This is a genomic window from Nitrososphaera sp., assembly GCA_039938515.1.
GTDB lineage: Archaea > Thermoproteota > Nitrososphaeria > Nitrososphaerales > Nitrososphaeraceae > Nitrososphaera.
The window spans coordinates 248,805-274,748 of record JBDUUL010000010.1; the positions used below are offsets into that span (position 1 = coordinate 248,805).

Below are 25,944 nucleotides of genomic sequence, written 5' to 3' on the forward strand. Positions count from 1 at the left end.
CCAAAGTTTGCCAAGTAATCTATTGTCTGTTTAGGGAAATACTGGCATCCGAATAATGGTTCGTCAATGGCAGAGTGGCTAGTAGATTACGTTGACTGAATGCGGGGAGAAAGAAGCCATCGGAGATGCTGCCTTTGATATCCTTGAAGCGGAAAGTAATGGCCAGGATTTGCAAGGGCCTGATTCTGCAAGGCTCGAATTGCGTCGGCGGCAAGAGTTTGTTTCAATGATGAGCCATGAGTTAAAAAATGCACTTACTCCTATCGTCGCATTCTCTGACATGCTCAATAAGAAAATCAAAGTCGGATATCAGCTGACCGACAATGATGTTAAATCATTACAGATAATACGCGACAGCGGTCATAGAATGAAGCATCAAATCGAAGACCTTATGTCAGCGTACAAATTGGACATGCATCTAAGGTTCTATTTCAGGTCAGTAGATCTGGTTCAACTTATCGAGGAATCCGTTAGCGACTTTTCCACTCTTTTATCCGAAAGGGGAATAACAGTTGAGAAGGCATTTCGGCTGAATCTAGGTAACAAAGATGCAAGATTATCAAGTGAGTCGGAGACAAAGCAGCAAGTACACTTGAACTGCGACCCTCAGAAGATAAAGGAGGTGTTTGCGAACCTGCTGACAAATGCAATAGACTTTGTTCCTGCTGGTTATGGCAAGATAGCGATTGAAGTAGAGATAGTCTCACACGATGCCCTGGGTCCATCAACAAAGTTGACAAAAAACACTGGATCGACGTTATTGCTCTTCTCGATTAGCGATAATGGACCTGGCATTCCTGATAACGCCGTGCCCAATATTTTCAAAAAGTTCTATCAGGTTGATCCAAGCAAGGCGCGCAGATTTGGGGGCACAGGCCTTGGCCTGCCAATCTGCAAGGGAATCATTGAAGCACATGGAGGAAGCATATGGTACGAGTCACCCGCGTCAGAATCTGAAATGAAAGGCGCGTGTTTCAAGTTTTGTTTGCCTCAAGACTCTAGTGGAAATGCTATTGCTTCTAGCGCAATCTGAAGCGTTTGGCCTGTAATCATAATGGCTTTTCTTGGATGTCCTGCTCTCGATCTATTTCTGACCTTCCCCGGCAATCCGAGGCATAGTCGCAAGTCTGTATCCTTTGCCTTGTAGTTGCTTGATTATCTTTTGGTGAATCTACAATAATCGAAATCCACCTACGATTATGTTAATCTATAATCAAATCTGGCAATTTGTGCCAAGGCTTTTCTAGCTCGGCAATTGCCCGAAATTCATGGCCCGAGAAAAGCTCTCGCTCCCGTTTGAAGTCGAGTATTCCGAGAAGCCTGGCAAAAAATCAAAGAACATGAAACGACTTGCGATAATTGTCAAGCCAGAAAATGTCAACGCGATTACATCGTCGCTTTCAGAGGTGGGCCTTGACTCTACTATTTATGATGTAAAGAGGGCGACAAAGGACAAGGAAAAAGTCATGACAGGCAGAGGCAGCGGCACCGCAGAACTTGCCTACTCGAACAGAAAGCTAATAGCCACTGTAGTTAACGCTGACGACGTTGAAGGGGTGACTTCTAGAATAAAGAAGGCACTTGATGGCGACAAGGCAGTTGTGTTGATTTCTGCAGTTGACGATTTGGTAATCATTTAGCGCATATTACCCTTCAGTTGTAGAGGACGACTTGTCCGCGTTCTATTACACACACCTTATCAAACTCTGACGTGGCGTGTTATGAAAAATGGTGGTCTTTAGAATACGCCAGATAATGTTCAAACTTGACAAACAAAAGGTCCCTGTGCATCAAGATGGCTATTCAATTCACTCATGCCTCCGGCGAATGCTTGATTGAATCTTATGGATCTGTAATTCGGACTTGGCAGAATCAATTTGAAAGACTCTATGTTATCCTGCTTTGCAGTAAGGAAAGCCTGTATGTCCTCGTTCTCTAGCGGTCTTTCCTCCCGATAACGTAGGACTAACTGCTAGTCTAGGATTTCACACTACATCTCGGGCTTTTCTCCTTCAGATAAAATGTCGCATAGTCTTCCTTCCGCTCTTGACAAATATTCGATGCCCTGATGGAATTCTTCCTTCCAAGTAGGGCCTTTAAGGTTGGGAAACTTCTTCCACTAGGAAGTACGAGATCTTCCAGGTTCTCCGGAATATTCTTTCTACAAGTAATCTTCCGATGGGAAGAAGAGAAATAACTGGAAGGGCATAACTACCTCGAAAAGCTTCCATTGGCTGGAATGCAGGAAGAGTACAAGTAATTGAAATCTAAAAAGACAAAATCAGATGTAGCAAGTGTCCCGGGCCCGAACATGACAAGATGCGATAGTGCCGCAATATCCTCTGTCATTGGTAGAACCACTTTTGTAACAACACAGCCGCTGTCGGAAAAGACTGACTTAGGGCCACGCATCTTGCAATTGGCATGGCATTCCAGCTGTCAGCTGTATGTACATCCACTTCGATTAGCCGCTATGCCCCGCCATACTTTCTCGCCATGCCAGTTTTCCACACAGTTTTTGCGGCCTTGACAGCCTGCCATGCGCCAAGCCCATAGCACTATTACCCGTGGTACTATCGAAAATACAGCGTGTTCTCTAGCAGAAGAGGGGGTCCGCCTGCCTGCTGTATGAGCACGGGGGGCAGGGTAATACGCCGCAAAGCCGCAGTTTGTGTGGAAAACCCTAGCTCCTGGGTGATAGAATCACCCTTTTCTCAATCTCAATGTATCTATACTAGCCATGAAAATCAGGCGAGTCTTTGACCGCTAAGGCCTGTCTATAGGCTTGGCTGATACAATCACCTTTCTTTCTTTGTATACAACAGCCACGATGGCGGCTGAAAGTCTAAGGGAGGTCTTGGCCTCAGCAGTCTGCAAAGTGCCAAGTGACACTTTCGCTTTGGAAGGCCTAGGGCGTCAGGCATAGGGCCATAGCCAGCTCTTCAAGGCCTAGGCCTTATGGTACACTAGCAGCCCTGCCAGCTAACAGGCATGGTGGATCCATACAGTTTTCCAGTTGGCATAGCTGCCTGCCAAGCGCCATCCTCACAACTATAGTTATTGGAAGATCATATTCTTGTATGATCCAAAGGTACTCCGGAATGGAAGATCTTCCTAAACAGTAACGGAAGAACGGCGTAAGATTCTTCCGTAGAGAATTATGGAAGATCAAGAAGATAGAATAGCAAATCTATTCTGAGATCTTCCTGGAAGATACCGATTTCTTGTCAATAATATGGGATGACATTCCACTAAGCGACCTACTCTCATACATGAAGCATGTTGGCGTTGACCCCTGCCGAGTTTCCAAAACACCTACGAAGTTGCCCGAAGACGTCCTCCGAGGGTACCTGGAAGCGATGTTGTTTCTTTATCTGATGCCTCAAGAATATGCAATATTTACTCCAGGTGCCGCATAACATGGATGTTTGTAGCACAATTAGCAAACCAATGCCTAAATAGTGCCATATCACTTGTAGACAAGCCGCTGTAGCTCAGCCCGGGAGAGCACTCGACCTTTCTTTCCTTTCCTAAACAAAGAGAAGAGGGAGTGAAGCTGAAGACCGAGCTGTCGTAAGTTCAAATCTTACCGGCGGCACTAGTCTTCGCTGACTTTTGGCAATTCGCTATTGCAGGACAAAACAGTCATCCAGATAAGCAGAACTTGTGAAATTGCAATCCCTGCATCAAGCGCATAACTCCAAGTCCAAGCAAGGTTAAGAAAATTGGTGAGACTAGTACTCCTATTGCCTCAAATTATGTGGGTGGCCGTCACATGTGTACGGGTCATTGGCTCAAGGCTAAAGGGATAGCCCTTACTCAAGGAGTACTACTCGGACCTTTCTGCCGGCCCAGCTCTTTGGAACCAGGACCGCGCCGGACTTGCCGTCAGACTCTACGCAGCGCTCGAGCTCGCTTACAACACTGCCCGGTGCCTTCTTTCGCTCCTGCGCTTCTTTGCCTGGCTGGCAGTACCTGCATGTAGGCTCAAAGCCGGCCTCGCCGTTTCTGACGTGGCTTCGCTCGTGGAGGTTTATCAGCGCGATCTCTCGCTGGAGTGATGTTATTTTTTCAAGTACGGCAGACGCACCCGGACTCCTACTAAATTCGCACGCCATCAAGGTGGAAACGACCATTTTTTTGCACCTGAACTAAATATTCAAAAGTCAACAAAGTCAAGCTACTAGCTCTGCACGAGCTTACTGGTGTACTGAATTTGACCAATTGGCTATCAATTATCTCACATCTTTTGTTATATGCGCTGACAAGACAGGTGTGTCTCGTTTATGACAGTGACTTCCTCGGCTGCCTCAAAAATCGTTTCAATTGAAGAAATCAATGAAGCCTTCAGCAACCTGTCTTCGACAATGGGCGGATCAAAAGATAACTATTTTGGCCTGATGTATATTGCAAAGCACTTTGGAATTTCCCCGGAAAAAGCAGCCGCCTTTGTTTCGTTTGGCGGCAACAGCTACGGTATAGACGCGTACTATCTCGACTTGCCCGCAAAAACGCTGTACTTGCTTGCCTTCCGCTGGTCTACGGACCACATGTCGCTCAAGGACCCGCTTGAAAAGCTAGGCTCTGAAGGTATGCACAAGATATTCTTCAATCCGATGCGCTCGCAGGACGACAGCCCGATGATCGTCTCCCTGAAGACCACCCTTCACCAGAACTGGAAATCCATTGACAAGGTGTACGTCAACTTTGTGTTCAACGGCGACCCGGTCGACGCCGAACAGAGCCGGGTGCTGAGTTTCCTCCGCGAAAGCGTGGAGGACAAGCGCAGCTTTGTAGACAGCTACCTGTCGCGGGTAAACGACACGGAAAGCCTGCACGAGCTGATATTCCAGTATGTATCGAATGAAAAGTCGCTTGGCCACGTCGCTTCTTCCAGGGAGTCGACCCAGTATGACGTCGAATACGACAACTCGCTTACAGTGTCGCACCACGACAACGAGCTTCGCGTAGTCTTTGTCAAGCTTGAAACGCTGTACAGGATGTACGACGACCTTGGCGAGCGGTTCTTTGAAAAGAACATCAGGTCCGGCCTTGACGACGGCAACATGACAAACGTGCAAATCAAAAAGTCGCTGAAGAACCTGGTCGACGGCATCGAGCCGCCGGAATACTTTACCCTGTACCACAACGGCATAACGCTTACCGCCCAGAACCTCCAGACGCTTGAAGGCGTAATCAGGATGGTCGAACCCCGAGTGCTAAACGGCGCCCAGACAATAAAGATCCTAAAGCAGTTTGTCGACGAGTCGTCGAGCGCCGCCAACCCAGAGAAAATCGCGCAGCTGCATGAAAGACTTGATCAGACAAAGGTGATGGCACGCGTGATAAAGTCGCACGAGGATGCCTTCCTGAAGAAGGTCACGATAAACAACAACAGGCAGAACCCGATAATGCCCTGGAACCTTCGCGCAAACGACCTGGTTCAGATAGGCTTTGAGGAGATGTTCAACAAGCTCGGCATCTACTACGAGCGACGCGAAAACGCATACAAGAACCTGACCGACGAGGACCTCGAGGCCTCCGGCACGGAGAAGGGCCTGGTGGAAATCCGCAAGTTTGCCCAGACGCTGCTTGCAATGCAGGGACAGATTGACAGGATGTCGGAGCTCAAAGAAATATTTGAGAACGAGACCTGGTATGCAGACACGTTCCGCGACCGCTACCTGCAAATCGACCCGCGGCTTCATGTGCTGCTCTACAAAATTCAGTTCAGGCTGCCAAGCCTTATCCGGGAAATTAGAAGCGTCGGCAACGAAAAGTACGCCTATGTGGGAAGGGCCAAGAACCTCCTCTGGTGCCTCGCCATCCAGGGAATACTAAACGACCCCAAGTTCGACAAGTATGTGGAGTACTATGGCAACACCACCTCGCCGGAAGCAGGCATCACCGAGATTCTAAAGAATATGGCGACTACCAAGCTGCGCTTTATCCTGGCAGACACCTTTGAGAACAAGAAATACCAGGCAAACATCGCCGAAGCCAAGTTTACGTTCCTCCGCACCAGGGCGACGCTTGGCGACTGCCTCGACACTGCGGCAAGCAGGTTCAACTGGGAGCGCAAGTACCTCTAACTCCCTTCCTTTCTGTTTTCCGCTAAATCTTTTCTAGAAGCGATAGTCGCGCCGCTTTAATACTCTGCAAGGAAAAATCAGCTTGTCATGTCCTCTAACTTCCGCTGCCCTGATTGCGGCAACGACCTCAAGAGCGTTATAGTTCCAAAGGGCGAGGTCGCACAGTGGAACTGCGACCCATGCCAGAACGCGTACACTATTGAAGACCTAAAAGCGTCGATTTACGTTCCGTAAAAAAAGGAAAAAAAGAGAGCGCGGCTCGCTCAGAACATTCCGAGGAAGCGCTTCTTTCTCTCTTCTACTTGTGCAGTTGGTGCCTGCTGAACTGGGTCAGGCTGGCCAAACGTGCTCTCAACACCCGTGAGGACGACCATCACCCTTGCCTTGCTCTTCATTGATGGGTCGACCCGTGCACCCCACACGATCCTTACATCCTTTGGAAGGCTTCTTGTGACAAGTTCTCCCGCACGCGTGACTTCCTCGAGCGTGATGTCGTCGCCTCCGGTGACATGAATGAGTGCGCCGTGTGCCATCGACATGTCCTTGACGTCGAGAAGCTGCGTGTCAAGTGCCATCCGTGTTGCCTGCTCAATCCTGTCAATCCCGTCGTTATAACCGACGCCGATTGCAGCAAGACCCTTGCCCTCCATGATGGCAGTCAGGTCTGCAAAGTCGATGTTGATAAGGCTGGCAGTAGTGATTGTCTCGGTTGTGCCCTTGATAAACTGGCCTACAAGTTCGTTCGCTACGCCGAGTGCCTGCTGAAGTGGCAGGTTGCCTGCGACTCTTGTCAGCCTGTTGTTGTCAAGCGCGACTACTGTATCGCATGACCTCTGCAGGTTCAGGAGTGCCTCCTTTGCCATCGAATATCGGTATCTCTCTACTGCAAAAGGCAGCGTGACGACTGCAACTACAAGCGCGCCTGTCGACCGCTTTAGTTCGTCTGAAAGTATCTGAATAGCTCCGGTACCTGTTCCTCCTCCGAGGCCTGCGCACAGGAAAATTATGTTAGAGCCCTGCGCCTCTCGGATAATTTCAGGCAGCGACTCGCGTGTTGCCTGCATACCCTTGTCCGGGTATCCTCCGCATCCCCGTCCCTGTGTAAGCTTGGGACCAATCAGAATTCTCCTGTCTGCTTTTGTAATGCCCAGGTGTGCTGCATCAGTGTTGACCGCCAGCAGTTTGCCTCCAGAGATCCCCTTGCTCTTGATCCATGAGACGATGTTACTGCCCGCTCCTCCCGCACCGATCACACAAACTTGTGGCTTTGCCATTTCCATGGCTGCTCTTAGTGTCTCTTCTTCCATCACCGCTTCAGGTGTAAGGTGAGTTGTGTGACTCATGCAGTTTCTACCTGAGGGTAGCGACATAAACAGTTGCTCGTATTTGTGTCTCTAATCGTAATGCTTAAGTAGGAGATGAAGACGGACCGCCTAAAACTCCGAAAATATGCTCCAGGAATCCTAAAAATAACCGTCAAAAAGCGCGGATCTTCAAACTTTTTCCAGCAGAAAGCCTGTAGTTCATTGCTAGCGGATCATGCACATCCCGGCCTTCTGATACACCTTCCTCCTGCAGGTTCTGGTAACTTGGCGGGAGATGGATGGAAATCTACGCACGAAATTCGAATCATGTCCGGTTAACTTACCAGAGCCCTGCGGCAAGACAAGTTCCCGCGGACTTACGCACATCTGCAGGCCCGGAATTATTGCCGGTACGTAGAATATTGGACTAACAAATAATCAATACCCGCCAGCGGAACGATTCTCAATAGTCATGGAGATTCTCGTTGCTGAGGACGAAGCTCAGATTGCCGAACTTTACAAGATTGCACTTGAAGACCGCGGTCACAGCGTCCAGATTGAGAGCGACGGCGAAAAAGCCGTAAATGCCTACATGAGCGCGTTTAGAACGAAGACTGTTCCAAACAAGGAAGAAAGAATTCGCAACGGGACCTTTCCATTCGATGCCCTGGTACTGGACTACAGGATGCCCAAAAAAGACGGGCTCACAGTTGCCAAGGAAGTCCTCGAGGTAAACCCGCACCAGAGGATAATCTTTGCATCCGCTTACGTTAGAGAAACCCTGGTTGATTCTGTCAAGAATCTAAAGCAGATAGTCGAGCTTTTGCAAAAGCCTTTTGACCTGGAAACACTCGTTGACACAATCGAGGATAAAAAAATCTACGAGGAACTTGCCAAGATTAACGTCAAGATAAAGTCACTCAAGGAGCTCAACCCGACACACGAGCAACTTCGAGACCTGCTCGAAGGAATCAAAATTCTGCACAAAAACAGCACGGCCATGCGCGCGGCTGCCTGATCCGGGAATTAGCTTCCCTCAGGGACAGGTTGGCGCTCAACGCCGTTTTATAACAGCAGGGCACTGCATGCAGAGAGAACAATAGTTGAAAGGCTCATTTGGCCAGCTAATCAATAAACTTGTCCGGTCTGACATTCTTGAGAAAAAATCAGACGTGCTTCATTTTACCCCTGCATTCTGCCGCTACGTGCTGCAGAACCAGGCGAAAAAACGCTCAAACTCGCTAGAGTCATGGCGCGAGCTCTTGGAGTCGTTTGCGGGCGGCAGGCTCGACATAACCGACGAGGAAGTCACAAACGTTATGGTGTATCTTGACTATTACCTTGCCAAGTATTCAAGTCCTGGCCACTAGGCCGGGGTCGAAATTTTTTCCATTTCTTTGCGTATGCACAAGCTGATTACTTCAGCGCCTGCACCCATGATTTCCTTAAGCGCATTCTCTATGGACTCGAGATCGGTTCCAGGCTTTTTGACATCTACGCCCTTTTTCTTTAGATGAAAATAAAGCGCATGCCTGACCGGGTCGTCAAAAATCCCAAGTGCAGAGTCTACTGCCATGGGAAGTACCGATTGGCTAGCCGGGTTCTTCACATACTCACTCCTCTTCTTTTCGGCAGTCATGCTCGATAGTAAAGCATGGTTCAGCAATATCTTATGATAACATGAGTATGTCTTTTGGAGTTCATACTAACAGTGAAAACAGCGCCAGGAGGCAGTTTTACTGCAGTTACTCAAAAAGGAACTGAAATTTGTGACAGCAGTCGAAAGCAAGCCTGGAAAGGCATCAAAACGTGGAGCCAAGAATAGCGGGAGCGCTGTCGCGCCTGCCGCTTCTTCGCAGTCACTTGCAGAACTTCTCGAATACATCAAGGCAAACAAGGTCGCCAAGTTAGAGCCGTCCTTTAGGCCCAAGCTGGGCTTTACGTACCCAGGCCTCGAATCTATGCGCTTTGAGCAGCAGCTCGAAAACCTCGAGTCGCTTGAAAAGGAAGGGCTTGTGGCCAAGAAAGGTTTTGTCGTTGCTCTGGGCTGCCCGCACTGCTCGTCATACGTGCTAACTCTGAAACTCGCCTGCCAGTCGTGCAGCTCGGGAAATATTGTCAAGGGAAACGTGATAGAGCACATCACCTGCGGCAATACCGACTTTGAGGAAAAATTTCTGGATTCGTCAGGCAGGCTGGTTTGCAAAAAGTGCAACAAGCGCCTTAACGCTCTCGGTGTCGACTATTCCCGGCCGGGCTTTTTCTACCGCTGCCAGTCATGCAAGGGTCTCCTGCCCACCGCCACGGAGCAGTTTGCTTGCTTTGGCTGCGGTAAAGAATCGAACAAGGAGACTCTCCAGACCATAAGGATTCCGATCTTTGCCGTCGAGCACAAGGTGTTCAACAAGTTTGCAGACGGGATAAAGGCCGCGACTGACGTTCTCTCTGAAGAACTGGCAAAGCGCGGCATCAGGGTAACCCACCCGGCTTCAATCGCGGGGGCCTCGGGGATAATGCAACAGTTCTCCATTGCCATCTATAATGAACATGACAACACCAACCCTGTCCTTGTTGGCGAAATGGCTGACCAGTATCCGACGCACGAGACTGCAATCCTGTCAGTCTTTGCAAAATCAATTGACGTCGACGTGCACTGGCAGCTCTTGATAACCCATGAGGATCTGGATGACAAGGCCAACGTACTTGCAAAGGCATACGGGATGCTTGTAATCAAGGTAGACCCGCTTGACATAGCCGCCTCTGCATGGGAAGGGGCCGACAGGATTTTCGAGCACTATAAGAGAATTACCCGAACCCCCGGCCACAAGTTCGTAGCAGAGGGACAATAGGTGCAAAGGGCAGGCCACCAAGGTAGCCATGCAGCAAGCATGCTGCATTCTTGCTCGCTTTCGGTGATTGTCAGGTGAACAAGAGGCTTGCGCTTGCAGTTGCAGCCGTTGAGGCCCTCCTTGCGGCAGTTGTAGGCCTTTTTTTTAGCCAGGTCATTCTAATCTCGCTTGCAGTCTCGCTGGTAATCTGCGCATATTTGCTGTTTGTCATAAAGAAGAACTTTGCAACGGAGCAGCAAAACAACGACCGGGTGAGCACCCTAGCAAAGGGCAGAAGGAACGGAAGAATCAGGGTGCCTTTCTCACTGGTGTTTGTAACCGCGCTAGCTATCCCTTCCGGCTATTCCATCTACCATGCGGCGCTAAATCCGTCCCCGGAGGCAGTCTATTCGGTTGCCATCTCTTTTGGAATAGGCATGACCTTTCTCTTTTCAATGATAAACCTGCCCCTTTCGATATATCACAAGATCCGGGAAAAAAGCATCCCAAATCCTACTGTCACGCCGCTAATCTCGGTAATCGTCCCGGCGTACAACGAGGAGCTGCTGATTAGCCGGACAATAGAGTCGCTGCTCGAGTCAAGCTATCCGAGCAAGGAAATTATCATCGTCGATGACGGCTCGACTGACCGGACCCAGAGCATCGCCCTCGCCTATGAAACCAAGAACGCGGAAAAGGCCAATACGGGAACGCGAGTGATTGTTGCAAAAAAGGAAAACGGCGGCAAGGCGTCGGCGATTAATTATGGCCTTCATTTTGCGACGGGCGAGATTGTGATTATAGTTGACGCCGATTCGATAATCGGCCGAGAGGCCCTCTTTGAAATGATAAAGCACTTTTCCGACCCGACAGTTGCGGCGGTAGGCGGCAACGTGCGCGTCATGAACCGCTGGAACCTGATTACAAAGTGCCAGGCGCTCGAGTACATCACCGGCATCAACCTGCTAAAACGCGCCTTTGACTATCTTGGCGTGGTGATGATTGTACCTGGCGCCCTGGGCGCTTTTAGAAAAAGTGCGCTGGTTGAGCGCGGAAGCTACGACACCGACACTCTGACCGAGGACTTTGACGCGACGCTCAAGGTGCTCAAGTCAGGCAATACCGTCCAGGCAAGCTCCGAGGCGCTTTCTTATACCGAGGCGCCCACCACGCTCAAGGACCTATACAAGCAGAGGCTGCGGTGGAACAGGGGCAACCTCCAGACCATGATAAAGCACAGGGACATCATGAGAAATCCCAGGCTTGGCATGCTGCATGACTTTGGCTATCCCGCAGTCCTGCTGACAATGCTTCTCTCGCCGTTTCTTGGCATGATGGTAACGGGATTTACAATTCTTGCATTAATCGACGGCATGTGGCAGTTCGTCCTTCTTTCGTTCCTGCTTTTTGCCGGCATACAGGCCGCTTTTTCTGCGATCGCGCTTGTGATGGAAGAAAACGAGGACTGGAAGCTGCTGCTGTACTCGCCCCTGTTTGTCATAGGCTACAAGCAGCTGCAGGACTACATCATTATCAAGAGCATCATTGACGTCGTCTTCAAGAAGAACCTAAAGTGGACCTCTGTCAAGCGCTCGGGAGTCATTAGAAAGCAAAAGGCTTCGAGCGAGGCGGCCTAGTTCGCAAAGTTAGCACCAGCTCTCTTGTGCGTAACCAGGGCTCAAATTAGGTGTAAGAACTACTCCATACCTGTTCATATATACGCGCCATCACGCTCAGAAACCAAAGAATCCATATGGTGCGCCCAAGCGGCAGTGAGAGCCAAGGTGCAAAAAGCATCGGGCATGAGGAAGAGGATGAATTTGAAGAGACAGCTCCCGTTGAGGGCCATGGGCCGTCAATTGCGGGAAGCGGAGACCGTTCAAAGTTGATTGCAGAGCTCGCATCATACGGCGCAAGAATCGAGGAATTTGAGAACGCCAGCCCGCAGGAACTTGAAAGCCTGCTCAAAGGAATTAGGTGGCTTCGCAGGACGATGGGTCCGGCCACGCCGGACAGGTCGGGGTCTTCCTTTTCCGGAGTGGACAAGAAAGTGCTCAAGGCTCTTATAACATCAAACGGAAGGATATCGTCCCTTGCCCTTTCACGTCAGCTTGACGTTCCACTGACAACCGTCCAGAGGAGGAGAAAGCGACTTGAGAGCGAGTTTATCGAAATGTATTACGTGCTAAAGCTGGAGCGACTTGGATGGAGGCGCGCAAGCCTGCTGATATCCACAGAGGAGGGCCGCACGCGCCTCATAGGCAAGCAGCTTCTTTCCAGATCCTCCATAGCCTCAGTCTCTACAACGATTGGGGAGCACACCATAGACCTTCTCGCCGAGGTAATCTTCAAGGACAATGCGGAGCTTTTGAACATAATCGAATGGGTCAAGTCCACTGAGGGAGTCAAGCAGGTCGTCTGGACAGAGGCCGTCGAGCGGATTGGCGAGAACAGCGACAAGACCCTCGAAATAATCGAAGGCGACAAGAAGCAGTAGCCTCTTTTATTTTACAGACTTTGCCAGCGCGTCAGCCCGGCAGAATCCGGACTTTAGTAAATTCTAGAATTGAGAAAAGAAGGGGTGTCTAGCTTGCGTTTGAAGACGTGTTTAGCTGCGACGGTCTGACCTTGAGAAACCTTGTGTCGTAGTAAAAGTAGTCGATGCCATTCTTGCCGATACCCTTGACCCTCTTTATCCTTCCATCTTTGGTGAGCTGCGCGATGGCACGGTAAAGGTGCACGCGGCTCGTGTTTCCGCCTTCCACTAGCATCGTGAACAGGTCCTTGAAATTCAACTTGCCGTTGTTCTTGCTAATCGCTGAAAAAACTGTCTCAATGTATGCTTCAGTCGAAGTGGGTGGGATCTGGTGATTGGTGCTGGCCACTGGGCTTATCAAATGTCTGGAGGCCGGTGGGAATCAAAAGTTTGGGTGTGTTGGCCTTTGTACTGACAGAAAAGGCCTCCCGTGCCCGTTTGGAAGGAACGATTGCGCGGTCCTCCATTCAGACCTCTCTGGGTTTGCTGTATGGCAAGATAACTCGGGGTTCGGCAAGTATTCTGGGTCATATTTTGCAGAATATTGCTGCGCATGAGACACGTTTCTTTTATAGCTGCCGAATCGATAAAGAATAGTTAGTAATCATGAATACAGCGGATGCATTTCACTTTGCGATAATCCGGGGCGTGTCAGTTCTAGGCGAGCCGGTTGGCGACTCGCTAGAGCGACATCTGGAGGCCGACGGCATCGACCTCAATTCACGCCAGCCCGTTGATGCCCTGGAACTTGATGAGAAGCTGCGGCAGTTCTTCGGTGCAGGGTCTGGACCGCTCATGCGAGTAATTCATCAAAGATTTCTGGAAAACCTTGGATACTCCGAGCCTGCCCTCGTGGACAGGGCACTTGCAAGCCTGTCTTATGCGGAACAGATTGACCTTATTATGCAGTCACACGAAGCAACAGGCCAATTTTCTGGCGTCTCCGACCGCTAGCAGGCATATATGCAAATATTCCAGTCCAAATATTCAAGGCTTGTGTCGTCTGACTTTTTTGAAATGGACAGACTCGTCGAGGACCTTGCCAAAATATACGCTACTGCCTGCGCTGCGGCGTGGTTCCGCATGGAGCGAAAAACAAGGCCCACAAGGGAGGAATTTCGAGAAAAAGTGGTGGAATTTATGAAGCACATCGACCACACGATGGCGGCATTTCCACAGACGCCCGCGGGCATTGAACTGCGCAAGCACGTGCAGGCCGCATTGGACTTGGAAATCGCCCACGTGATTTCAGGCGAGAACAAGGAAGTCGAAAAGCGCTACAAGTATTTTGTGGACTATGCCTGAATTTCCCGCCTGAGCTCCTCGATAAAGTCGCGCATAAAGCGGGTGCGCTTGCGGGCCAGCTTTTTCGCGGTCTCGGTGTGCATCGAGTCCTTGACCTTTAGCAGTTTCTTCTGAAAGTGGTCCATCGTCCACAGCCGGTCGTCCGGCTCCCTGTCTGCCTCGCAGAGAGGGTCCTTTGGGTTGTAAAACATCCTGTTTTCGCTCCCTCCCACACTAAACGTCCTTGCAACTCCAATCGCGCCTAGTGCGTCCAGCCTGTCGGCGTCCTGCAGTATCCTGCCTTCAAGCGTGGTTGGAGTGATCTTTTTTGAGTAGCTGTGGGTCCGTATGCAGTACGAGATTCTTTCAATTTTTTTTTGAGGGAAGCCGTGCCTTCGCAGTATTTCCTCGGCAAGGTCCGCACTGTCGTCTGCGGACTTGGACCTCTTGGCGCTGCCCTTCGGGTAGACCACGAGGTCGTGCATGAGAGCGGCTGCCAGCAAAACGTCCATGTCGGCATTCTCCTTTTTCCCTATGGCCTCCGCGTTGCGGTACACCCTCATTATGTGCTCAAAATCATGCGCGGGGTCGCGGCCCTCGAGAATCTTCTCTACCTCCTTTCGTATCTTGCCCAGTGCCGTCACTTGTGCTAGCAGCTCATCCCGCGGGATTTTGGCGTATTAAGTTATGGTTTGTAGGGCAATCTACCACTGTTTCTTTGGATAGCTGACTTTTTGTCGCGATTGGCACAAAAGAGCGCCTTTAGATGGTAGGGTGAAATGTACCTGTGAATTATTATGAGTGAAAAATCGGGTAGAAAAAACCAAGAACCGCTTTTGCGGATTTCGCTGTTTTGTGGTGCAGCGCTTGTCGTCGTCTCCATGATGCTCCTGCCGGCATTTGTCAACTCTGGTCAAACTGCAGCAGCCGCTAGCGGGACAGTTTCGCCCTCTCCAAAGGTGATCAACATAGTCACAATTACATCAGACCCTGCAACCCAGGCCGTGATAAAGAAGCACCTGAAAAGCACAGACATCGTGAGCAGTTTCTCTATCAACACGTTTTCAAAGTTCCCAGGCCAAAAGCACCTGCTTGAAGCAAACTCTATCCCGGTTATCCAGCAGGACATCAAGACCGCTGCAACTAGCGGAGTAAAGATTGACTATATTGCGTATGACAACGAGGCCTCAAACGGCGCAGGCTCGACTCCCCCGTCTGAACTTGTCAATCCCGCCGCATCAACAAACCAGGCAATGAGCATAATCAAGGCGGCAGGCTACAGCTCCGGCATTAGCCCTACAAGACGAATCCTGCTGAGCGAATATGCAGGCCTTGACTTTAGCAACATAAACCAGGTAGACATCCAGCTGCAAAAGGTGGTCGGCAACTCCCAGTTCCAGAGCGTGCCCGGTACGGTTATACCGTATGCAAAGGCCAAGAACCCTTCAGTGCAGGTAACAGCGCAGATTAGTCCCAGCCTTGCCACCAATACCGACATTGTCAACTCGCTTAACACCATCAGCAGCCAGATAGACGGCGTATGCATCATGTGGAACGGGAGCGACGCAACCGTGCTTGAGAGCCTCTTGATAGCGCTTGGCAGGTAAGCGGTCAAGGGCCTGAAGCCCTGCTGGCAAATCCGTATTCTGCAGGCGCGCTCGCCTGCATCTATTTTTGTTATTTCATATATGGCAAGGTTATATGCTACCCGTAGAAAATTCCAGACTGGAACTCGTTACTTGGCAAACATCCTGCTCACCGCAAACGAGCTAATCTACTCGAGGAAATTCTACGTTGCTATCGCCGCTGCGGTTGCAGTAGGCGTAGTTCTGTTTGTACCCGTGATGCCATTCAAGACCACTGAGCAGTATGTCGTTATGCAAAACTCGACCGAGTCATACCCGGTAACGGAGGTTCACCAAGAGGCGTACCAGGAGGCGCAGACGCAGCAGGTGACATACACCGTTGCCACCCAGATGAGTTCTGACCTGGGAGGCTATGAGAACTATTTGCTCAAGCCCGCGTCAGTACGGTACTGGTCCGGTTACGTCCCACAGGGCGCCAAGGTAGAGTACGTCTACAGCGCGGAAAAGCCCATAGACTTTTTCATCAGCGCGTCGGCTGACGGCTCGCCCCTGAGCGCTGCTACGCTTGACAGCGCGGACAGGATGTCGTTCAAACAGGTGACGGCGCAGAGCTATTTTCACGGAACTTTTAACGCGGACCGGACCGGCACTTATTACTTTATCATGAGGAGCCTTGACAACTCGAACAGCACGTCTGTTCTGTATGCGCGCTCGATAGCTTCGTGGAACGTCCAGACTCCAAGCGTCCGCAGTGAACAGGTCATGGTCACCAAGTATCACGACGTAAACGGCCCTGTCACGTTGCAGCGCTCCATACAGGTGCCGGTAACAAAGACGCGCGAAGCCTCAACGACGACGTCTGTATTCCGTTACTTTACGGGCATTGATGTCTGGGGCCAGATCCTTGACAAGGCCCAGGCGATTCCCGGCTTGAAGGACCTGATTCCGGCCGCCAAGCCCGCGCCGCCCCAGGCTTCCGCACCAAGCTCTGCTAGCCCTCCAGCTCCAACTCTTGGCACGACTCCCGCCCCTTCAGACAACTCTCAAAAGTCGGCTGAAGAAAGACAGAAGGAATACCAAAAGCTCGTCCAGCAGCAGGGCGGGGACGACAGCGTCATAGGCCAGGCCAACAAGGACCTGAACAACCTCAGCCCGGGCAAGATAGGCAGCCTGGCCGGGGCCACTGGCGGAACTGTTGACTGCGGTGCCTGCTAGGCGCTGGAAAAGACCTCAAGCCCTTGCATGGAATACCTGGGAAATAATTAAATGCAAACCCGCCCGACGCACGACTGCATCGCAGCGGAGGTCGTGTGGCTTTGGTCGTAGGCGTTGATTTTGGCCTTGTCAGGGTAGTCATAGCACTTGCCATGTTTGCAAGCTCGTCATACTTTGACCTCAAAAAGCGCGAGGTAAGCGACTACCTGTGGATGGTATTTGCCGCCGCAGCCGGCATCGTGTACATTTTCGACTTTCCGTCAAGCGTCGGCGAAGGCCTCGAGATAATGGTCTCTATGGGCGTGACGGCTGCCGTGGCGTACGGAATCTACCGGGCCGGTCTGTTTGGGGGCGCCGACATGCTTGCGCTTATCACGCTCTCCGGAATCCTGCCTCTTTATCATGGAAGCCTCCTCGGCATCAAAGGGACTTCAATCCATCCGTTTGCCCCCATAATCGTTCTTACAAACGCGATAATCCTGTCGGTTGCCCAAGTAGGGTTCAACGTCGCAAGAAACCTCTCGTATTATTCCAAGCACTCTGGCAGGCTCTTTGAAGGGCTACAGCACGAGCCGGCGTCCCGCAAGGCCTTTGCCATCATAATCGGTCACCGCTCGAGCAACCCTCAGTTTGCGTTTCCAATCGAAAAGGTATCAAGCAAGGGCAAGCGCGAGTTTGACTTTGCCTTAAAAAACGCCGAAACCGCAGAGTACGAGGTAAAGAAGGACGTATGGGTCACGTCCGGCACACCGTTTCTGCTCTACTTTTTCGCCGGGTTTGTCGCCATGATCCTTGCAGGCGACCTGCTGGTAGCCGCATTCAAGGCTGCCGGGGCTATTGCAATCCATTAATTAAGGGTGCAGGCGCCTGAGCATGGTAAAATGCCAAAGAGGCTTTATGCGGTAGGCGTCGGACCCGGCTCGCCGGACTACATTACTGACGGAGCAAAGAAGGCAATCCGCGATTCGGCCTACGTAGTGGGCTACCGCTACACCCTTGCCACCATAGAGCACCTTATCGACCGCTCAGTACAGCAGGTCGTTGAAGTCACGATGAGGGACCAGGAAGGCACGTACCAGCGCGTATTTGCCTCAATGAAGGACGGGCAGTCATGCGCCGTACCTTTTACCGGCGACGTGAGTTTTTCCGAGTCCGAGGTAGTCGACAGGCTGCTTGAAATCTTTGGCGAGGACAACTCGGAGCTTGTGCCTGGAATCAGCTCCGTGCAGGTTGCCGCAGCTCGCGCCAAGGTGCCGCTTGACAAGTCAATCGTCCTCACCTTCCATGTCACCGGCGACATAGAACAGAAAAAGTCGCTCCTTCTGCAGCAGATAAGGGCCGGCATGAGCGCGGTCATTATACCGCGGCCTTGGCCCAAAGACCGCTCCAGGCACTTTATGCCAAAGCAGATCTCTGCCTTTCTGAGGGAGGGCGGCGTCGACACGACGAAATTGCCCGTCTGGGTTTTTGAGGACCTCACCACTGACAAGGAACGAGCTTTCTTTGGCCGGCTCGACGACCTCGAGTCAAGGCCGGACAGCGACGAGTTTTCGGACCTGACCGTCATGGTTATCGACCAGGCAAAGAGGCAGACGTACCTCGAGTTCTAGTCGATGCTAAGCGGTCTATTTCAAAAATGAAATGACTTTAAATACACAGACTGCATTTCTTTGCTTATGTCAATGGATAAGCCTGTTGGCATAACGGAGGTCAAGGCCGCTTCCAAGTGTTGCGTCGAATGCGGTGCTCGAATGGCTAGATCGCTCAAAGTTTGCCCCGCTTGCGGGGAGATGCAGGCCTGATCTGACTATTCCTCCTTTTTATTCTTGCAATAAATTGTAATCAATCCCGGAATTGCAGAAATTTCTGCAAATCCTGCAGCCGCTATGTCCCGAGCCCGGAGGCCGCGTTTATGCCTCCCAGCTGCTGAATAAACGCCCACTCCACGACGGCCCCCGCATAAAGGACGGCAACCACGATTCCTATTTCTATTAGCGCCGGGACGACCGAGTCGTGGAAGAACAGCCTGGCCCGCCCCTTTATCCACGGCTTGTCTTTTGCCAGCTTGTAGACTAGCATGCCGCTCCTTGACATTGCAAGGCCGTAGGAGAACAGCTCCATCGCCCCAAAGGGGGTCAGGAGTATGACAATAGGAGGCACGCTTGAAAGGGCCGGAGACGATTTTGCCATGGCAGAAAATACAGAGCCGGTCTCAAACCCCGAAAACATCCCAAGCACGGTACCGGCGGCCGGGATAAACATGCCAAGAGCAATGCGAGCATTGTTTGCAAAAATCCCGTTCTGGTCTATGTTGCCTATCTGGTCCTGGAACTGCTTTTTGAGATCCTTTGCATCCTGCTCGCTTAGCGGAGTCGCGGCTCCAACCGAGTATGCTATCATAAAAGCCGCCATGCCAATTACAAGGTACAGAACGCGACGGCCCCTAATTTTCGGGCGCACGAATGCTTCAGCGGCGGGCGCATTCTATAATGGTTTTGTCATGTTCCTACGGAAGCTTGTTTTTATTAGCGGTATGCGCAATCACTGCCGGTGAATTCGACAGCCACCCAGATCACACACCAACTGTTTCCGCAGTTCTTCAACCCCACGACCGACGTTGTAAAGCTGGTTGTACAGGACTTTGCAGTGATCATGGTAGTCGCCGCCATCATGCTCGCCATAACGTACAAGCTCCGCCAGCCCATGGTAATAGGCTACATTCTTGCCGGCATGGTCATAGGCCCGTACACAAATCCCTTCGGGCTGGTTCACAGCATAAGCACTCTCAATCTTTTCGCACAGCTTGGAATAATCATGCTCCTCTTTGTCACCGGCACAGAGTTTCCCGTGGCAAAGCTGCGTTCGCTTGGCCGCATTTCGCTTGTAGTGGCCCTTGGCGAGTCGATAGGCACGCTTTTGATAGTCTTTTTCACTGCGCAATACCTTGGATTTTCAACCACAGACTCGCTCTTTCTGGCGCTTGCGCTTTCGGTGACAAGCACGGTAATAACAATAAGAATCCTCGAAGACATCGGGCTTATCCGGGACAGGTCGACCAACCTTATTCTCGGAATCCTGATAGTCGAGGACATTATCGCAATCAGCCTTTTGGGTGTCCTCCAGTCAGTTGCCGTTGCAAACGGGGTGTCGATTGTAAACATTGCAATAACGCTTGCCATAGTAGGCGGGTTCATCGGGGGAGTAATTATCATCGGCTCAAGGGTAGTCCCCCGGCTGATAGACAGGGCGGGCAGAACAAACGACTATGCGCTGCTGCTGATTAGCATCCTCGGCCTTGCATTTGGCCTCTCTTATGTAGCAAGCAGCCTGGGCATGTCTGTCGTGATTGGCGCGTTTTTGGCCGGCGTGCTGGTCGCCGAGTCTAGAAGCGCCGCTGTGGCCAGGATAATAACCATCCCGCTCCGGGACATGTTCTCTGCCATATTTTTCATCTCCATAGGCGCGCTGATGGACGTCTCGGTGATTCCGCGCTACATAGTTCCGGCAGTAATTCTCATACTCACCTCGTTCTCGTCCAAGCTCCTCATAGTAACAGGCATGCTCATGCGCGCCAAGTTTGACAGCGCAACGGCTCTTCGGACGGGCTTTGGAATTTCGGCCACAAAGGGAGAGATGTCGCTTGTGATTGGAAAGGGAGGTCAGGATGTAAATGCCATTTCGGCCTCGATTCTCCCGATCCTAGGCGTCGTGACAATAGTGACCACTTTTCTCGGGCCGTTTATCATCCGCATTGGGACGAGGTTCCGCGTCTCAGAGCCCGAGCCTGCCGAGGAAGGCTCGAACAGGCCCGAGGGTGAAGCCTGACTACTGCATTATTGTCATCAGGTGCAGGTTGCGTCCTACGATGTCAAACTGCTCCGAGGGCCTGTCGGGGAACATGGCCAGAATCTTTTCTCTCTCCTTGCGCCTTTTCTGCTCAAGCAGCAGGCCGGCGATGTTTCGCGACCTGTTAAGGTGGTCAAACACCAGCGTGTATTTTATTTTTGAGAGAAGCTTTGCGATGCCGTCCTTTATCCTCTTCATGAGCGAGTCTCGTATCTCGCATAGCCCGCGTAGCTGTTCTACGGTTGATTTGCTGTCGCTTCTGACCGCGATGATTACCCGTCGCTTTTTGCGCCTTCCGCCGCTCATCTTCACAATGTTTGTCAGGTTGTCTGCTATTGCAAAATAAATTGCAAGCATCTCCATCCTCTGCACGCCAAACTTTTCGTTCTTGGTCGCGGGTCGGATGTTTCGAATCCTGCTGGTCTCGGTGTAGTGGTTGTACCAGGCAATGGAACCGGAGGGCGAGGCGTCAGCATCTATAACAATGCTGTGCAGCTGCAACTGGTGATTATAGGCATAGATGTGTATTTGAGGATATCCAATAGTCTCGCCATGAGGAATGTAGAAGCTATTGATATGATATAGATAATATAGAAAATTTCTACAAAATCCGTGTAAATCCACATGGCTGATTTAGCTGTGGAAAAATACACAATTGAGGTTGATGGTGTGGCCCCAAAGCGTCATCGTTCTCCAGCCGGTGGTCACGGCATCGGCTATCGGGGTTTCCAGTCAACCTCTAAGGAATGACTTGCAGTTCTATAGCATGAAGTGGAGAACAAAAACCTATCTGCCATATACTATAGGACTCAATATAGTGTAGGTTCATCTATGCAGGTCTTCGTTCAGCGGACCATGAAGGCCGAAAACTTTTGAAATTCCTGCTTCCTGTGAGCCCTTTCCAGTGCAAGCAATTTTCGCGCGTCCTTTGAGTCGTGGACCGACAAAAAGTCGATGGTGATGTCAGAATCGTGCACGTTGCCAAGCAGATCCTGGAGTTCATGGAGCACGTCCTCCGGGTCCTTCTTGCTGTCCAGCGGGTGGCCCGCTTCTGCCAGTATGTCCACGAGCTTTTCCACATAGGGCTTTTTGAGATCCTCAGAGATGACATCAAGGGCGTACCTGAGCTTCTTGCAGTCCTTGCGGGCCTCGTGAAGCTCGCTAACCTTTGTCTCGTCCCCGAGAACCTGCGGCAGCAGCTTCTTCAGATTCTTGTTGAGCCGGCGGATCACCTTGTCGACCCTGTCCTCAACCTTGGAGTTGCTCAGGCTGTCAAGCGCGATGGCCTTCTGCCCCTTGCCTTCTGAAGAAGCCATCGCCTCAAGCGAGTGGCCGAGTTTTATTGCCCTGTTAAGTTCAGCCTTCCTCCTGGCCTCTATGTCTCTGAGAAGCGTCTGGCTGTTTGCCTCGGTGCCATAGGAGAGTATCCTGCTTTTTATCACGTCGCAGTCGCGCACCCTGCTGTTTGCGCGGAAAAACTCTTTGTACGTTTTGATGTATTTGGAATTTGCTTCGCGGACCTTCTTTGGCGTCAGGGAAAATGCTGCGTCTAGCTTTCGGAGGGACGTACGGGCGTCGTGGACGTTTTCCTGCTTCTGCGGGTCATCGAGGTAGGCGGCAAGCCTCGTGGCCATCTTTCCCTGGCTCCTTTCGAGCTTTGTCTCAACCTCCTTCTTGATTGCCAAGCGAACATCACTGGTGCGTCGAGTGGATGGGTCCTAGGAAGGTGTCTATCCTGCCCTGCAGGTCGGCGTTGAGTTCCTGTATGGACCTGTTGCCGTTTATCAGCACCAGGTTGTACTGCTTTTGCATGCTCAGAAACTGCTTGCTAATCATTTTCTGGTAAATCAAAAACGACTCGAACATGTCGTCGGAGAGCCCAAGGTCTGCCCCAGACTCGTAATAGTCAAGGAAGGTGTTTTTCTGAAATACCCGATGCACAAGTTCATTTGCATCAACGTCAAGGTAGAATACAAGGTCCGGCACTAGCGCAAAGCCGTACAGGTCGTGCGACCACTTTTTGCTAATGCCCCTCACGGCGTCGCGTGCCATGAGCGTATAGATGTACCTGTCAGCAAGTACGATGTAGCCGGCCCTGAGTGCTGGTATGATCTTGTTTTCAAGCTGGTCAGCAAAATCCGCGGCATAGAAAAGGCTCATCGTGCGCCTTCCAAGCATGTGCTCGCGCTTGGCGTCCAGTATTCCCTCGCCTATCAGCTCGGACCTGCGCAGGCCGGTGTTAAGCACTGCATGGCCGTCAGCCTCCAGCTTAGTGGTTATGAGGGCTATCTGGGTGCTTCGCCCGGAGGCGTCAGGTCCCTCTATTACAATTAGCCTTCCCTTCATCTCTGTGTCCTTGATGTACGAAATGCCCTTGCCGTAAAAGCGGGCCATTCTGCTGTTGCCCTTGTTGTCGGAGCCGCGCTTTGCACGAATCTTGCTGGCTCTTTCAGTAACCGACTGCTGGCTCATATCGCAAGCCTTTCCGTAAGTTTTGAGCCCCCTTGGTGCCAGTGCTGATTGCGGACTTCGAGCTTTAGCGCCACCGGGATACCAAAAGCCTGTTCAAAGTTTGCGACCGCATTTTTGAGGAGCATCTGGGGCATGTACCTCTTTGATGGCGAAGTCACCTTCATATCTATTTTTTTTCCCTTCATGACCCGGAACTGAAGCCTAATCCCGGTGCGCTCGATTATCGAGGAAAGAGTCAGGCAGGCGGCTATCTTTTCTATCGACCTCTTGTTCTGCGACTCAAGTATCGTGCGGTAGCGAGAAAATATCCAGTCGGCAGTCTTGCCCTTTCTTGTGTAGATTATAGAAAGCGCGAGTATGAGCTGCTCACGGTGGGTGAGGAACCTGTTGTCTTCGTCAATCATCATGTAGAATAGGTTGTTCAGGTTTGCAGTCGGCGGAAGCGTATGCAGCTCGCGAATGGCATGGGTGAGTATCATTTTTTCGCGCTCGCGCATAAGGCCGGCATCCTGCAGGGGCATTACCATCGAACGCGTCCGGGCCGGCAGGACCTCCGGCCTGCATGAGGCCAACACGAACGACCTTGCCCGCTCAGCAGTTATTGGTTCCTTAAAGCCATCAGGGTCACGGATATAGACTGAAAGTATCCCTTCGCGCAGTCCCTGCGCGCTTACAATGATATTCTCAAAGCCCATCTTTTGCATGAGTATTGTAATCGCGGTAGAGCCGGCGATTATGGTCTGTATCCTGTTGCTTCCGATTGCCTTGACAGACTCTATCTTTTCCGGCCCCATCCTGTACAGGTCCTCGCTTATGGAAGAAACATCAGAGTACTCCATGCGATAGTTGTGGATTTTATCAAGCTCGTAAGCGATAACCTCCTGGTCGTAGCGCGCTATGGCTCGAAGAGCCCCGCCGACGCCGACGAGCTCGGTATCGGGGCTCAGCCCAAGGTCATCGACGCCGGGAAGGGTCTGCTCGACGTGCCTGCGCATCCTGCCGTACGCCTTTTTTGAAAAACTGCCGTCGCTTTTGCCAAACATCTGCGTGAGCCTCAGCGCGCCCAGCGGGTATGACTTGATTCGCTTGATGGAATAATTTTCAGTGTAGACAAGTTCCAGGCTGCCCCCGCCGATGTCGAAAAAAAGAGCAGTCGGAATGCAGGTTGACTGCAATGCCCCGATGTAAGAGTAAATGGCCTCCTCCTGCTCCGAGAGAACCTTGAATCTAAAACCGGTATTGCGCTCGATATAACTTAGAAACTCGTCGCGGTTTGCAGCCTCTCTGACGGCGCTTGTGGCGACTGGCAGCACATGGGAAATCCTGTCGAATTTTATCATATCGCGGAACAGCCTCAGCGCCTCTGCGGTCCTTGCGGCAGGCTCGCTTGCTATCCTGCCGGTCTCCTGCATTCCCTCGCCGAGACGGACCTTGACTCCCTCCTGCTGATAAGCGCGAAAGCAGCCGTCCTCCTTGACGTCGTAGTTTACAAGCTTGACGGAATTAAAACCGAGGTCAATGACGGAGACCTTCATCGGGAAATTACGCCCTCCGAATTACTGGCGGCGCGCAGCAACGAAAAAAATGAAAACCGTACTTTGTTATTAACATTATCTACATAGGTCATTTTTTCTGAATCTTTTTCAGGTGTCGCGGGGTCAACAACCATCGGAGTTCTCCCTGCGCCTTCGGCTGAAAGGATGTTACCGCGACTTTTGCGAGACCCGATTTCTTTAGCACTATCCTTCCCTGCGCCGAGCTGTTGCCGCCACTGAAAACAAGGTCGCCTATCATGCTTGACAGAAACGGCTCATGGCCAACTAGCAGGACTGATGATTCTCGCTTTACCTGAGACAGGCGCTTGTAAAAGTCAGAATGGCTCGATTCTGGCTTGAGCTCGTCCCACAGCTCGATTTTCTTTTTCGCCTTGAGCACTTTGGCGACAATTTCCGCGGTCTGGAGCGCTCTCTTTAGCGGGCTTGATATAATGGCATCAAACTTGAGGCCCAGGTCCGACAGAGATTCTGCTACCTCCTCCACCTCCTGTTCCCCTGTTACTGTAAGCGGCCTCTCAGAATCCTTGTTGCCGGAAGGGAGCCTTTTCCCTGCTTCGCCGTGCCGTAGAATGTAGAGCTCCACACCTATTGCCAAAGCCACAAGCTATATCAAATTTTGTCCCGCGCGGCAAAAGCTCAAGCGGCTATCGCCCTGCGGCCGGTCAAATTCCACGAAGGGCGGATGGTGTGAAAGGAGACATCGTCATTGCACGCAGGACATCGAATCCTCCGGGATCCGCTGGCGCCTTGCCTCAAGATAGTTGACGTCCAAAAGCACGAATGGCATATTGCAAAGCTGGCAGAAGTATAGTATAACGGGGCTGAATTATCACTTGAGGGGGATAATTGCGATATTGTGCTCATTTAACCAAAAATGACGCTTGGCGTTGATATGCATTGTCTCCGATGTGCATGTGGCTGACGTGTAACTATGATCTTTCATATAGATTATGTTGGATATCCTTTTTTTGCGCGTCGGAAAATATTGATTTTGAAGTTACAGGTTGATGCACCTCCCGCTCTTGCCGTGCATGCCATCCCCAACCCCCACAAGGCGGGGCATCAACCGGTATTGTTAGCGGTTATTTGTGTGGTCGCTCATAATGGAACAATTAGTTGTTCGATTCGATTTTGAGAGCGCGGAAGTTTACGGTGGCAAATATATAGAAACTCTATGAGCTATAGTCTCTATAGTTACCATGTGGACTATGAGGATTAGAAATTA

At 51.2% G+C, this 25,944-nt stretch carries 27 protein-coding genes and 1 tRNA gene; 17 read left to right on the forward strand and 11 right to left on the reverse strand.

Annotated elements, in window-relative coordinates; translation table 11 throughout:
- Positions 1-91: 91 nt before the first annotated feature.
- From ABI361_06355 to ABI361_06365, 3 genes are all read left to right on the forward strand, one after another.
- Positions 92-1,033 (forward strand): HAMP domain-containing sensor histidine kinase, encoded by a 942-nt coding sequence (locus tag ABI361_06355; protein MEO9320276.1) that lies wholly within the window; start codon positions 92-94, stop codon positions 1,031-1,033.
- 235 nt (positions 1,034-1,268) lie between these two features.
- Positions 1,269-1,640, forward strand: coding sequence for a P-II family nitrogen regulator (locus tag ABI361_06360; protein MEO9320277.1), 372 nt, complete (start codon positions 1,269-1,271; stop codon positions 1,638-1,640).
- Positions 1,641-3,483: 1,843 nt separating this feature from the next.
- Positions 3,484-3,598, forward strand: a tRNA-Phe gene (locus tag ABI361_06365).
- A gap of 217 nt (positions 3,599-3,815) precedes the next feature.
- Here the strand turns inward: ABI361_06365 and ABI361_06370 are convergent.
- Positions 3,816-4,136 carry a DUF2080 family transposase-associated protein gene (locus ABI361_06370; GenBank protein MEO9320278.1) on the reverse strand — a complete coding sequence of 107 codons (321 nt, stop codon included), beginning with the start codon at positions 4,134-4,136 and terminating at the stop codon, positions 3,816-3,818.
- Between the two features lie 156 nt (positions 4,137-4,292).
- Between ABI361_06370 and ABI361_06375 the strand changes: the two genes are divergently transcribed.
- Both ABI361_06375 and ABI361_06380 read left to right on the forward strand, forming a co-directional pair.
- Positions 4,293-6,092, forward strand: coding sequence for an AIPR family protein (locus tag ABI361_06375; protein ID MEO9320279.1), 1,800 nt, complete (start codon positions 4,293-4,295; stop codon positions 6,090-6,092).
- Positions 6,093-6,179: 87 nt separating this feature from the next.
- Positions 6,180-6,326 (forward strand): hypothetical protein, encoded by a 147-nt coding sequence (locus ABI361_06380; protein MEO9320280.1) that lies wholly within the window; start codon positions 6,180-6,182, stop codon positions 6,324-6,326.
- 29 nt (positions 6,327-6,355) lie between these two features.
- Here ABI361_06380 and ftsZ read toward each other — a convergent pair whose 3' ends face one another.
- Positions 6,356-7,435 (reverse strand): cell division protein FtsZ, encoded by a 1,080-nt coding sequence (gene ftsZ, locus ABI361_06385; protein ID MEO9320281.1) that lies wholly within the window; start codon positions 7,433-7,435, stop codon positions 6,356-6,358.
- A gap of 433 nt (positions 7,436-7,868) precedes the next feature.
- On the opposite strand from ftsZ, the gene ABI361_06390 reads away from it, so the two are divergent.
- Complete coding sequence (locus tag ABI361_06390; protein MEO9320282.1) at positions 7,869-8,414, forward strand: response regulator; 546 nt, start codon at positions 7,869-7,871, stop codon at positions 8,412-8,414.
- An 85-nt stretch (positions 8,415-8,499) separates the two neighbouring features.
- Entirely contained in the window at positions 8,500-8,766 is a 267-nt protein-coding gene (locus ABI361_06395; protein ID MEO9320283.1) for a hypothetical protein, read from the forward strand.
- On the opposite strand, the gene ABI361_06400 is transcribed toward ABI361_06395, so the two are convergent.
- Positions 8,763-9,035, reverse strand: coding sequence for a hypothetical protein (locus ABI361_06400; GenBank protein MEO9320284.1), 273 nt, complete (start codon positions 9,033-9,035; stop codon positions 8,763-8,765). The two genes, ABI361_06395 and ABI361_06400, sit on opposite strands and share 4 nt — an antisense overlap.
- A gap of 130 nt (positions 9,036-9,165) precedes the next feature.
- Between ABI361_06400 and ABI361_06405 the strand changes: the two genes are divergently transcribed.
- From ABI361_06405 to ABI361_06415, 3 genes are all read left to right on the forward strand, one after another.
- The gene (locus tag ABI361_06405; protein MEO9320285.1) at positions 9,166-10,245 is read left to right on the forward strand and encodes a hypothetical protein; all 1,080 of its coding nucleotides are present in this window, start codon (positions 9,166-9,168) and stop codon (positions 10,243-10,245) included.
- 74 nt (positions 10,246-10,319) lie between these two features.
- The gene (locus tag ABI361_06410; protein ID MEO9320286.1) at positions 10,320-11,861 is read left to right on the forward strand and encodes a glycosyltransferase; all 1,542 of its coding nucleotides are present in this window, start codon (positions 10,320-10,322) and stop codon (positions 11,859-11,861) included.
- Between the two features lie 116 nt (positions 11,862-11,977).
- A complete protein-coding gene (locus tag ABI361_06415; GenBank protein MEO9320287.1) occupies positions 11,978-12,721 on the forward strand; it encodes a winged helix-turn-helix transcriptional regulator in 744 nt (247 codons plus the stop codon).
- An 88-nt stretch (positions 12,722-12,809) separates the two neighbouring features.
- Here ABI361_06415 and ABI361_06420 read toward each other — a convergent pair whose 3' ends face one another.
- Positions 12,810-13,109: a hypothetical protein gene (locus ABI361_06420; GenBank protein ID MEO9320288.1), complete on the reverse strand. Its 300-nt coding sequence runs from the start codon at positions 13,107-13,109 to the stop codon at positions 12,810-12,812.
- A gap of 257 nt (positions 13,110-13,366) precedes the next feature.
- On the opposite strand from ABI361_06420, the gene ABI361_06425 reads away from it, so the two are divergent.
- Together ABI361_06425 and ABI361_06430 are read left to right on the forward strand one after the other, a co-directional pair.
- On the forward strand, positions 13,367-13,714 hold the full coding sequence (locus ABI361_06425; protein MEO9320289.1) for a hypothetical protein: 348 nt from the start codon (positions 13,367-13,369) through the stop codon (positions 13,712-13,714).
- A 9-nt stretch (positions 13,715-13,723) separates the two neighbouring features.
- On the forward strand, positions 13,724-14,065 hold the full coding sequence (locus ABI361_06430; protein ID MEO9320290.1) for a hypothetical protein: 342 nt from the start codon (positions 13,724-13,726) through the stop codon (positions 14,063-14,065).
- Here the strand turns inward: ABI361_06430 and ABI361_06435 are convergent.
- Complete coding sequence (locus tag ABI361_06435) at positions 14,056-14,688, reverse strand: HD domain-containing protein (GenBank protein MEO9320291.1); 633 nt, start codon at positions 14,686-14,688, stop codon at positions 14,056-14,058. The two genes, ABI361_06430 and ABI361_06435, sit on opposite strands and share 10 nt — an antisense overlap.
- 153 nt (positions 14,689-14,841) lie before the next feature.
- Here ABI361_06435 and ABI361_06440 point away from each other — a divergent pair, with 153 nt between their 5' ends.
- From ABI361_06440 to ABI361_06455, 4 genes are all read left to right on the forward strand, one after another.
- Entirely contained in the window at positions 14,842-15,651 is an 810-nt protein-coding gene (locus ABI361_06440; GenBank protein ID MEO9320292.1) for a hypothetical protein, read from the forward strand.
- A gap of 132 nt (positions 15,652-15,783) precedes the next feature.
- Entirely contained in the window at positions 15,784-16,845 is a 1,062-nt protein-coding gene (locus tag ABI361_06445) for a hypothetical protein (protein ID MEO9320293.1), read from the forward strand.
- A 101-nt stretch (positions 16,846-16,946) separates the two neighbouring features.
- Positions 16,947-17,696 (forward strand): A24 family peptidase C-terminal domain-containing protein, encoded by a 750-nt coding sequence (locus ABI361_06450; protein ID MEO9320294.1) that lies wholly within the window; start codon positions 16,947-16,949, stop codon positions 17,694-17,696.
- A 30-nt stretch (positions 17,697-17,726) separates the two neighbouring features.
- A complete protein-coding gene (locus ABI361_06455) occupies positions 17,727-18,455 on the forward strand; it encodes an SAM-dependent methyltransferase (protein MEO9320295.1) in 729 nt (242 codons plus the stop codon).
- Positions 18,456-18,729: 274 nt separating this feature from the next.
- Here the strand turns inward: ABI361_06455 and ABI361_06460 are convergent, their stop codons facing one another.
- A complete protein-coding gene (locus ABI361_06460; GenBank protein ID MEO9320296.1) occupies positions 18,730-19,305 on the reverse strand; it encodes a stage II sporulation protein M in 576 nt (191 codons plus the stop codon).
- Positions 19,306-19,395: 90 nt separating this feature from the next.
- Between ABI361_06460 and ABI361_06465 the strand changes: the two genes are divergently transcribed.
- Positions 19,396-20,670, forward strand: a complete 1,275-nt coding sequence (locus ABI361_06465) for a cation:proton antiporter (GenBank protein ID MEO9320297.1) — start codon at positions 19,396-19,398, stop codon at positions 20,668-20,670.
- On the opposite strand, the gene ABI361_06470 is transcribed toward ABI361_06465, so the two are convergent.
- The 5 genes from ABI361_06470 to sixA form a co-directional block, all read right to left on the reverse strand.
- On the reverse strand, positions 20,671-21,192 hold the full coding sequence (locus tag ABI361_06470; GenBank protein ID MEO9320298.1) for a hypothetical protein: 522 nt from the start codon (positions 21,190-21,192) through the stop codon (positions 20,671-20,673).
- A gap of 344 nt (positions 21,193-21,536) precedes the next feature.
- Positions 21,537-22,376 (reverse strand): CHAD domain-containing protein, encoded by an 840-nt coding sequence (locus tag ABI361_06475; protein MEO9320299.1) that lies wholly within the window; start codon positions 22,374-22,376, stop codon positions 21,537-21,539.
- A 7-nt stretch (positions 22,377-22,383) separates the two neighbouring features.
- A complete protein-coding gene (gene tmk / locus ABI361_06480) occupies positions 22,384-23,163 on the reverse strand; it encodes a dTMP kinase (protein MEO9320300.1) in 780 nt (259 codons plus the stop codon).
- Positions 23,160-24,698: a hypothetical protein gene (locus ABI361_06485; GenBank protein MEO9320301.1), complete on the reverse strand. Its 1,539-nt coding sequence runs from the start codon at positions 24,696-24,698 to the stop codon at positions 23,160-23,162. The genes tmk and ABI361_06485 overlap by 4 nt, the downstream gene beginning before the upstream one ends.
- An 88-nt stretch (positions 24,699-24,786) precedes the next feature.
- Positions 24,787-25,302, reverse strand: a complete 516-nt coding sequence (gene sixA / locus ABI361_06490) for a phosphohistidine phosphatase SixA (protein MEO9320302.1) — start codon at positions 25,300-25,302, stop codon at positions 24,787-24,789.
- Positions 25,303-25,944: the final 642 nt, after the last annotated feature.

Coding starts and splice junctions, on each gene's coding strand:
- ABI361_06440 (MEO9320292.1), top strand. CDS start 14,842: ATGAGTGAAAAATCGGGTAGAAAAAACCAAGAACCGCTTTTGCGGATT.
- ABI361_06485 (MEO9320301.1), bottom strand. CDS start 24,698: ATGAAGGTCTCCGTCATTGACCTCGGTTTTAATTCCGTCAAGCTTGTA.
- ABI361_06455 (MEO9320295.1), top strand. CDS start 17,727: ATGCCAAAGAGGCTTTATGCGGTAGGCGTCGGACCCGGCTCGCCGGAC.
- ABI361_06415 (MEO9320287.1), top strand. CDS start 11,978: ATGGTGCGCCCAAGCGGCAGTGAGAGCCAAGGTGCAAAAAGCATCGGG.
- ABI361_06425 (MEO9320289.1), top strand. CDS start 13,367: ATGAATACAGCGGATGCATTTCACTTTGCGATAATCCGGGGCGTGTCA.
- ABI361_06390 (MEO9320282.1), top strand. CDS start 7,869: ATGGAGATTCTCGTTGCTGAGGACGAAGCTCAGATTGCCGAACTTTAC.
- ABI361_06400 (MEO9320284.1), bottom strand. CDS start 9,035: ATGACTGCCGAAAAGAAGAGGAGTGAGTATGTGAAGAACCCGGCTAGC.
- ABI361_06430 (MEO9320290.1), top strand. CDS start 13,724: ATGCAAATATTCCAGTCCAAATATTCAAGGCTTGTGTCGTCTGACTTT.
- tmk (MEO9320300.1), bottom strand. CDS start 23,163: ATGAGCCAGCAGTCGGTTACTGAAAGAGCCAGCAAGATTCGTGCAAAG.
- ftsZ (MEO9320281.1), bottom strand. CDS start 7,435: ATGAGTCACACAACTCACCTTACACCTGAAGCGGTGATGGAAGAAGAG.
- ABI361_06360 (MEO9320277.1), top strand. CDS start 1,269: ATGGCCCGAGAAAAGCTCTCGCTCCCGTTTGAAGTCGAGTATTCCGAG.
- ABI361_06370 (MEO9320278.1), bottom strand. CDS start 4,136: ATGGTCGTTTCCACCTTGATGGCGTGCGAATTTAGTAGGAGTCCGGGT.
- ABI361_06380 (MEO9320280.1), top strand. CDS start 6,180: ATGTCCTCTAACTTCCGCTGCCCTGATTGCGGCAACGACCTCAAGAGC.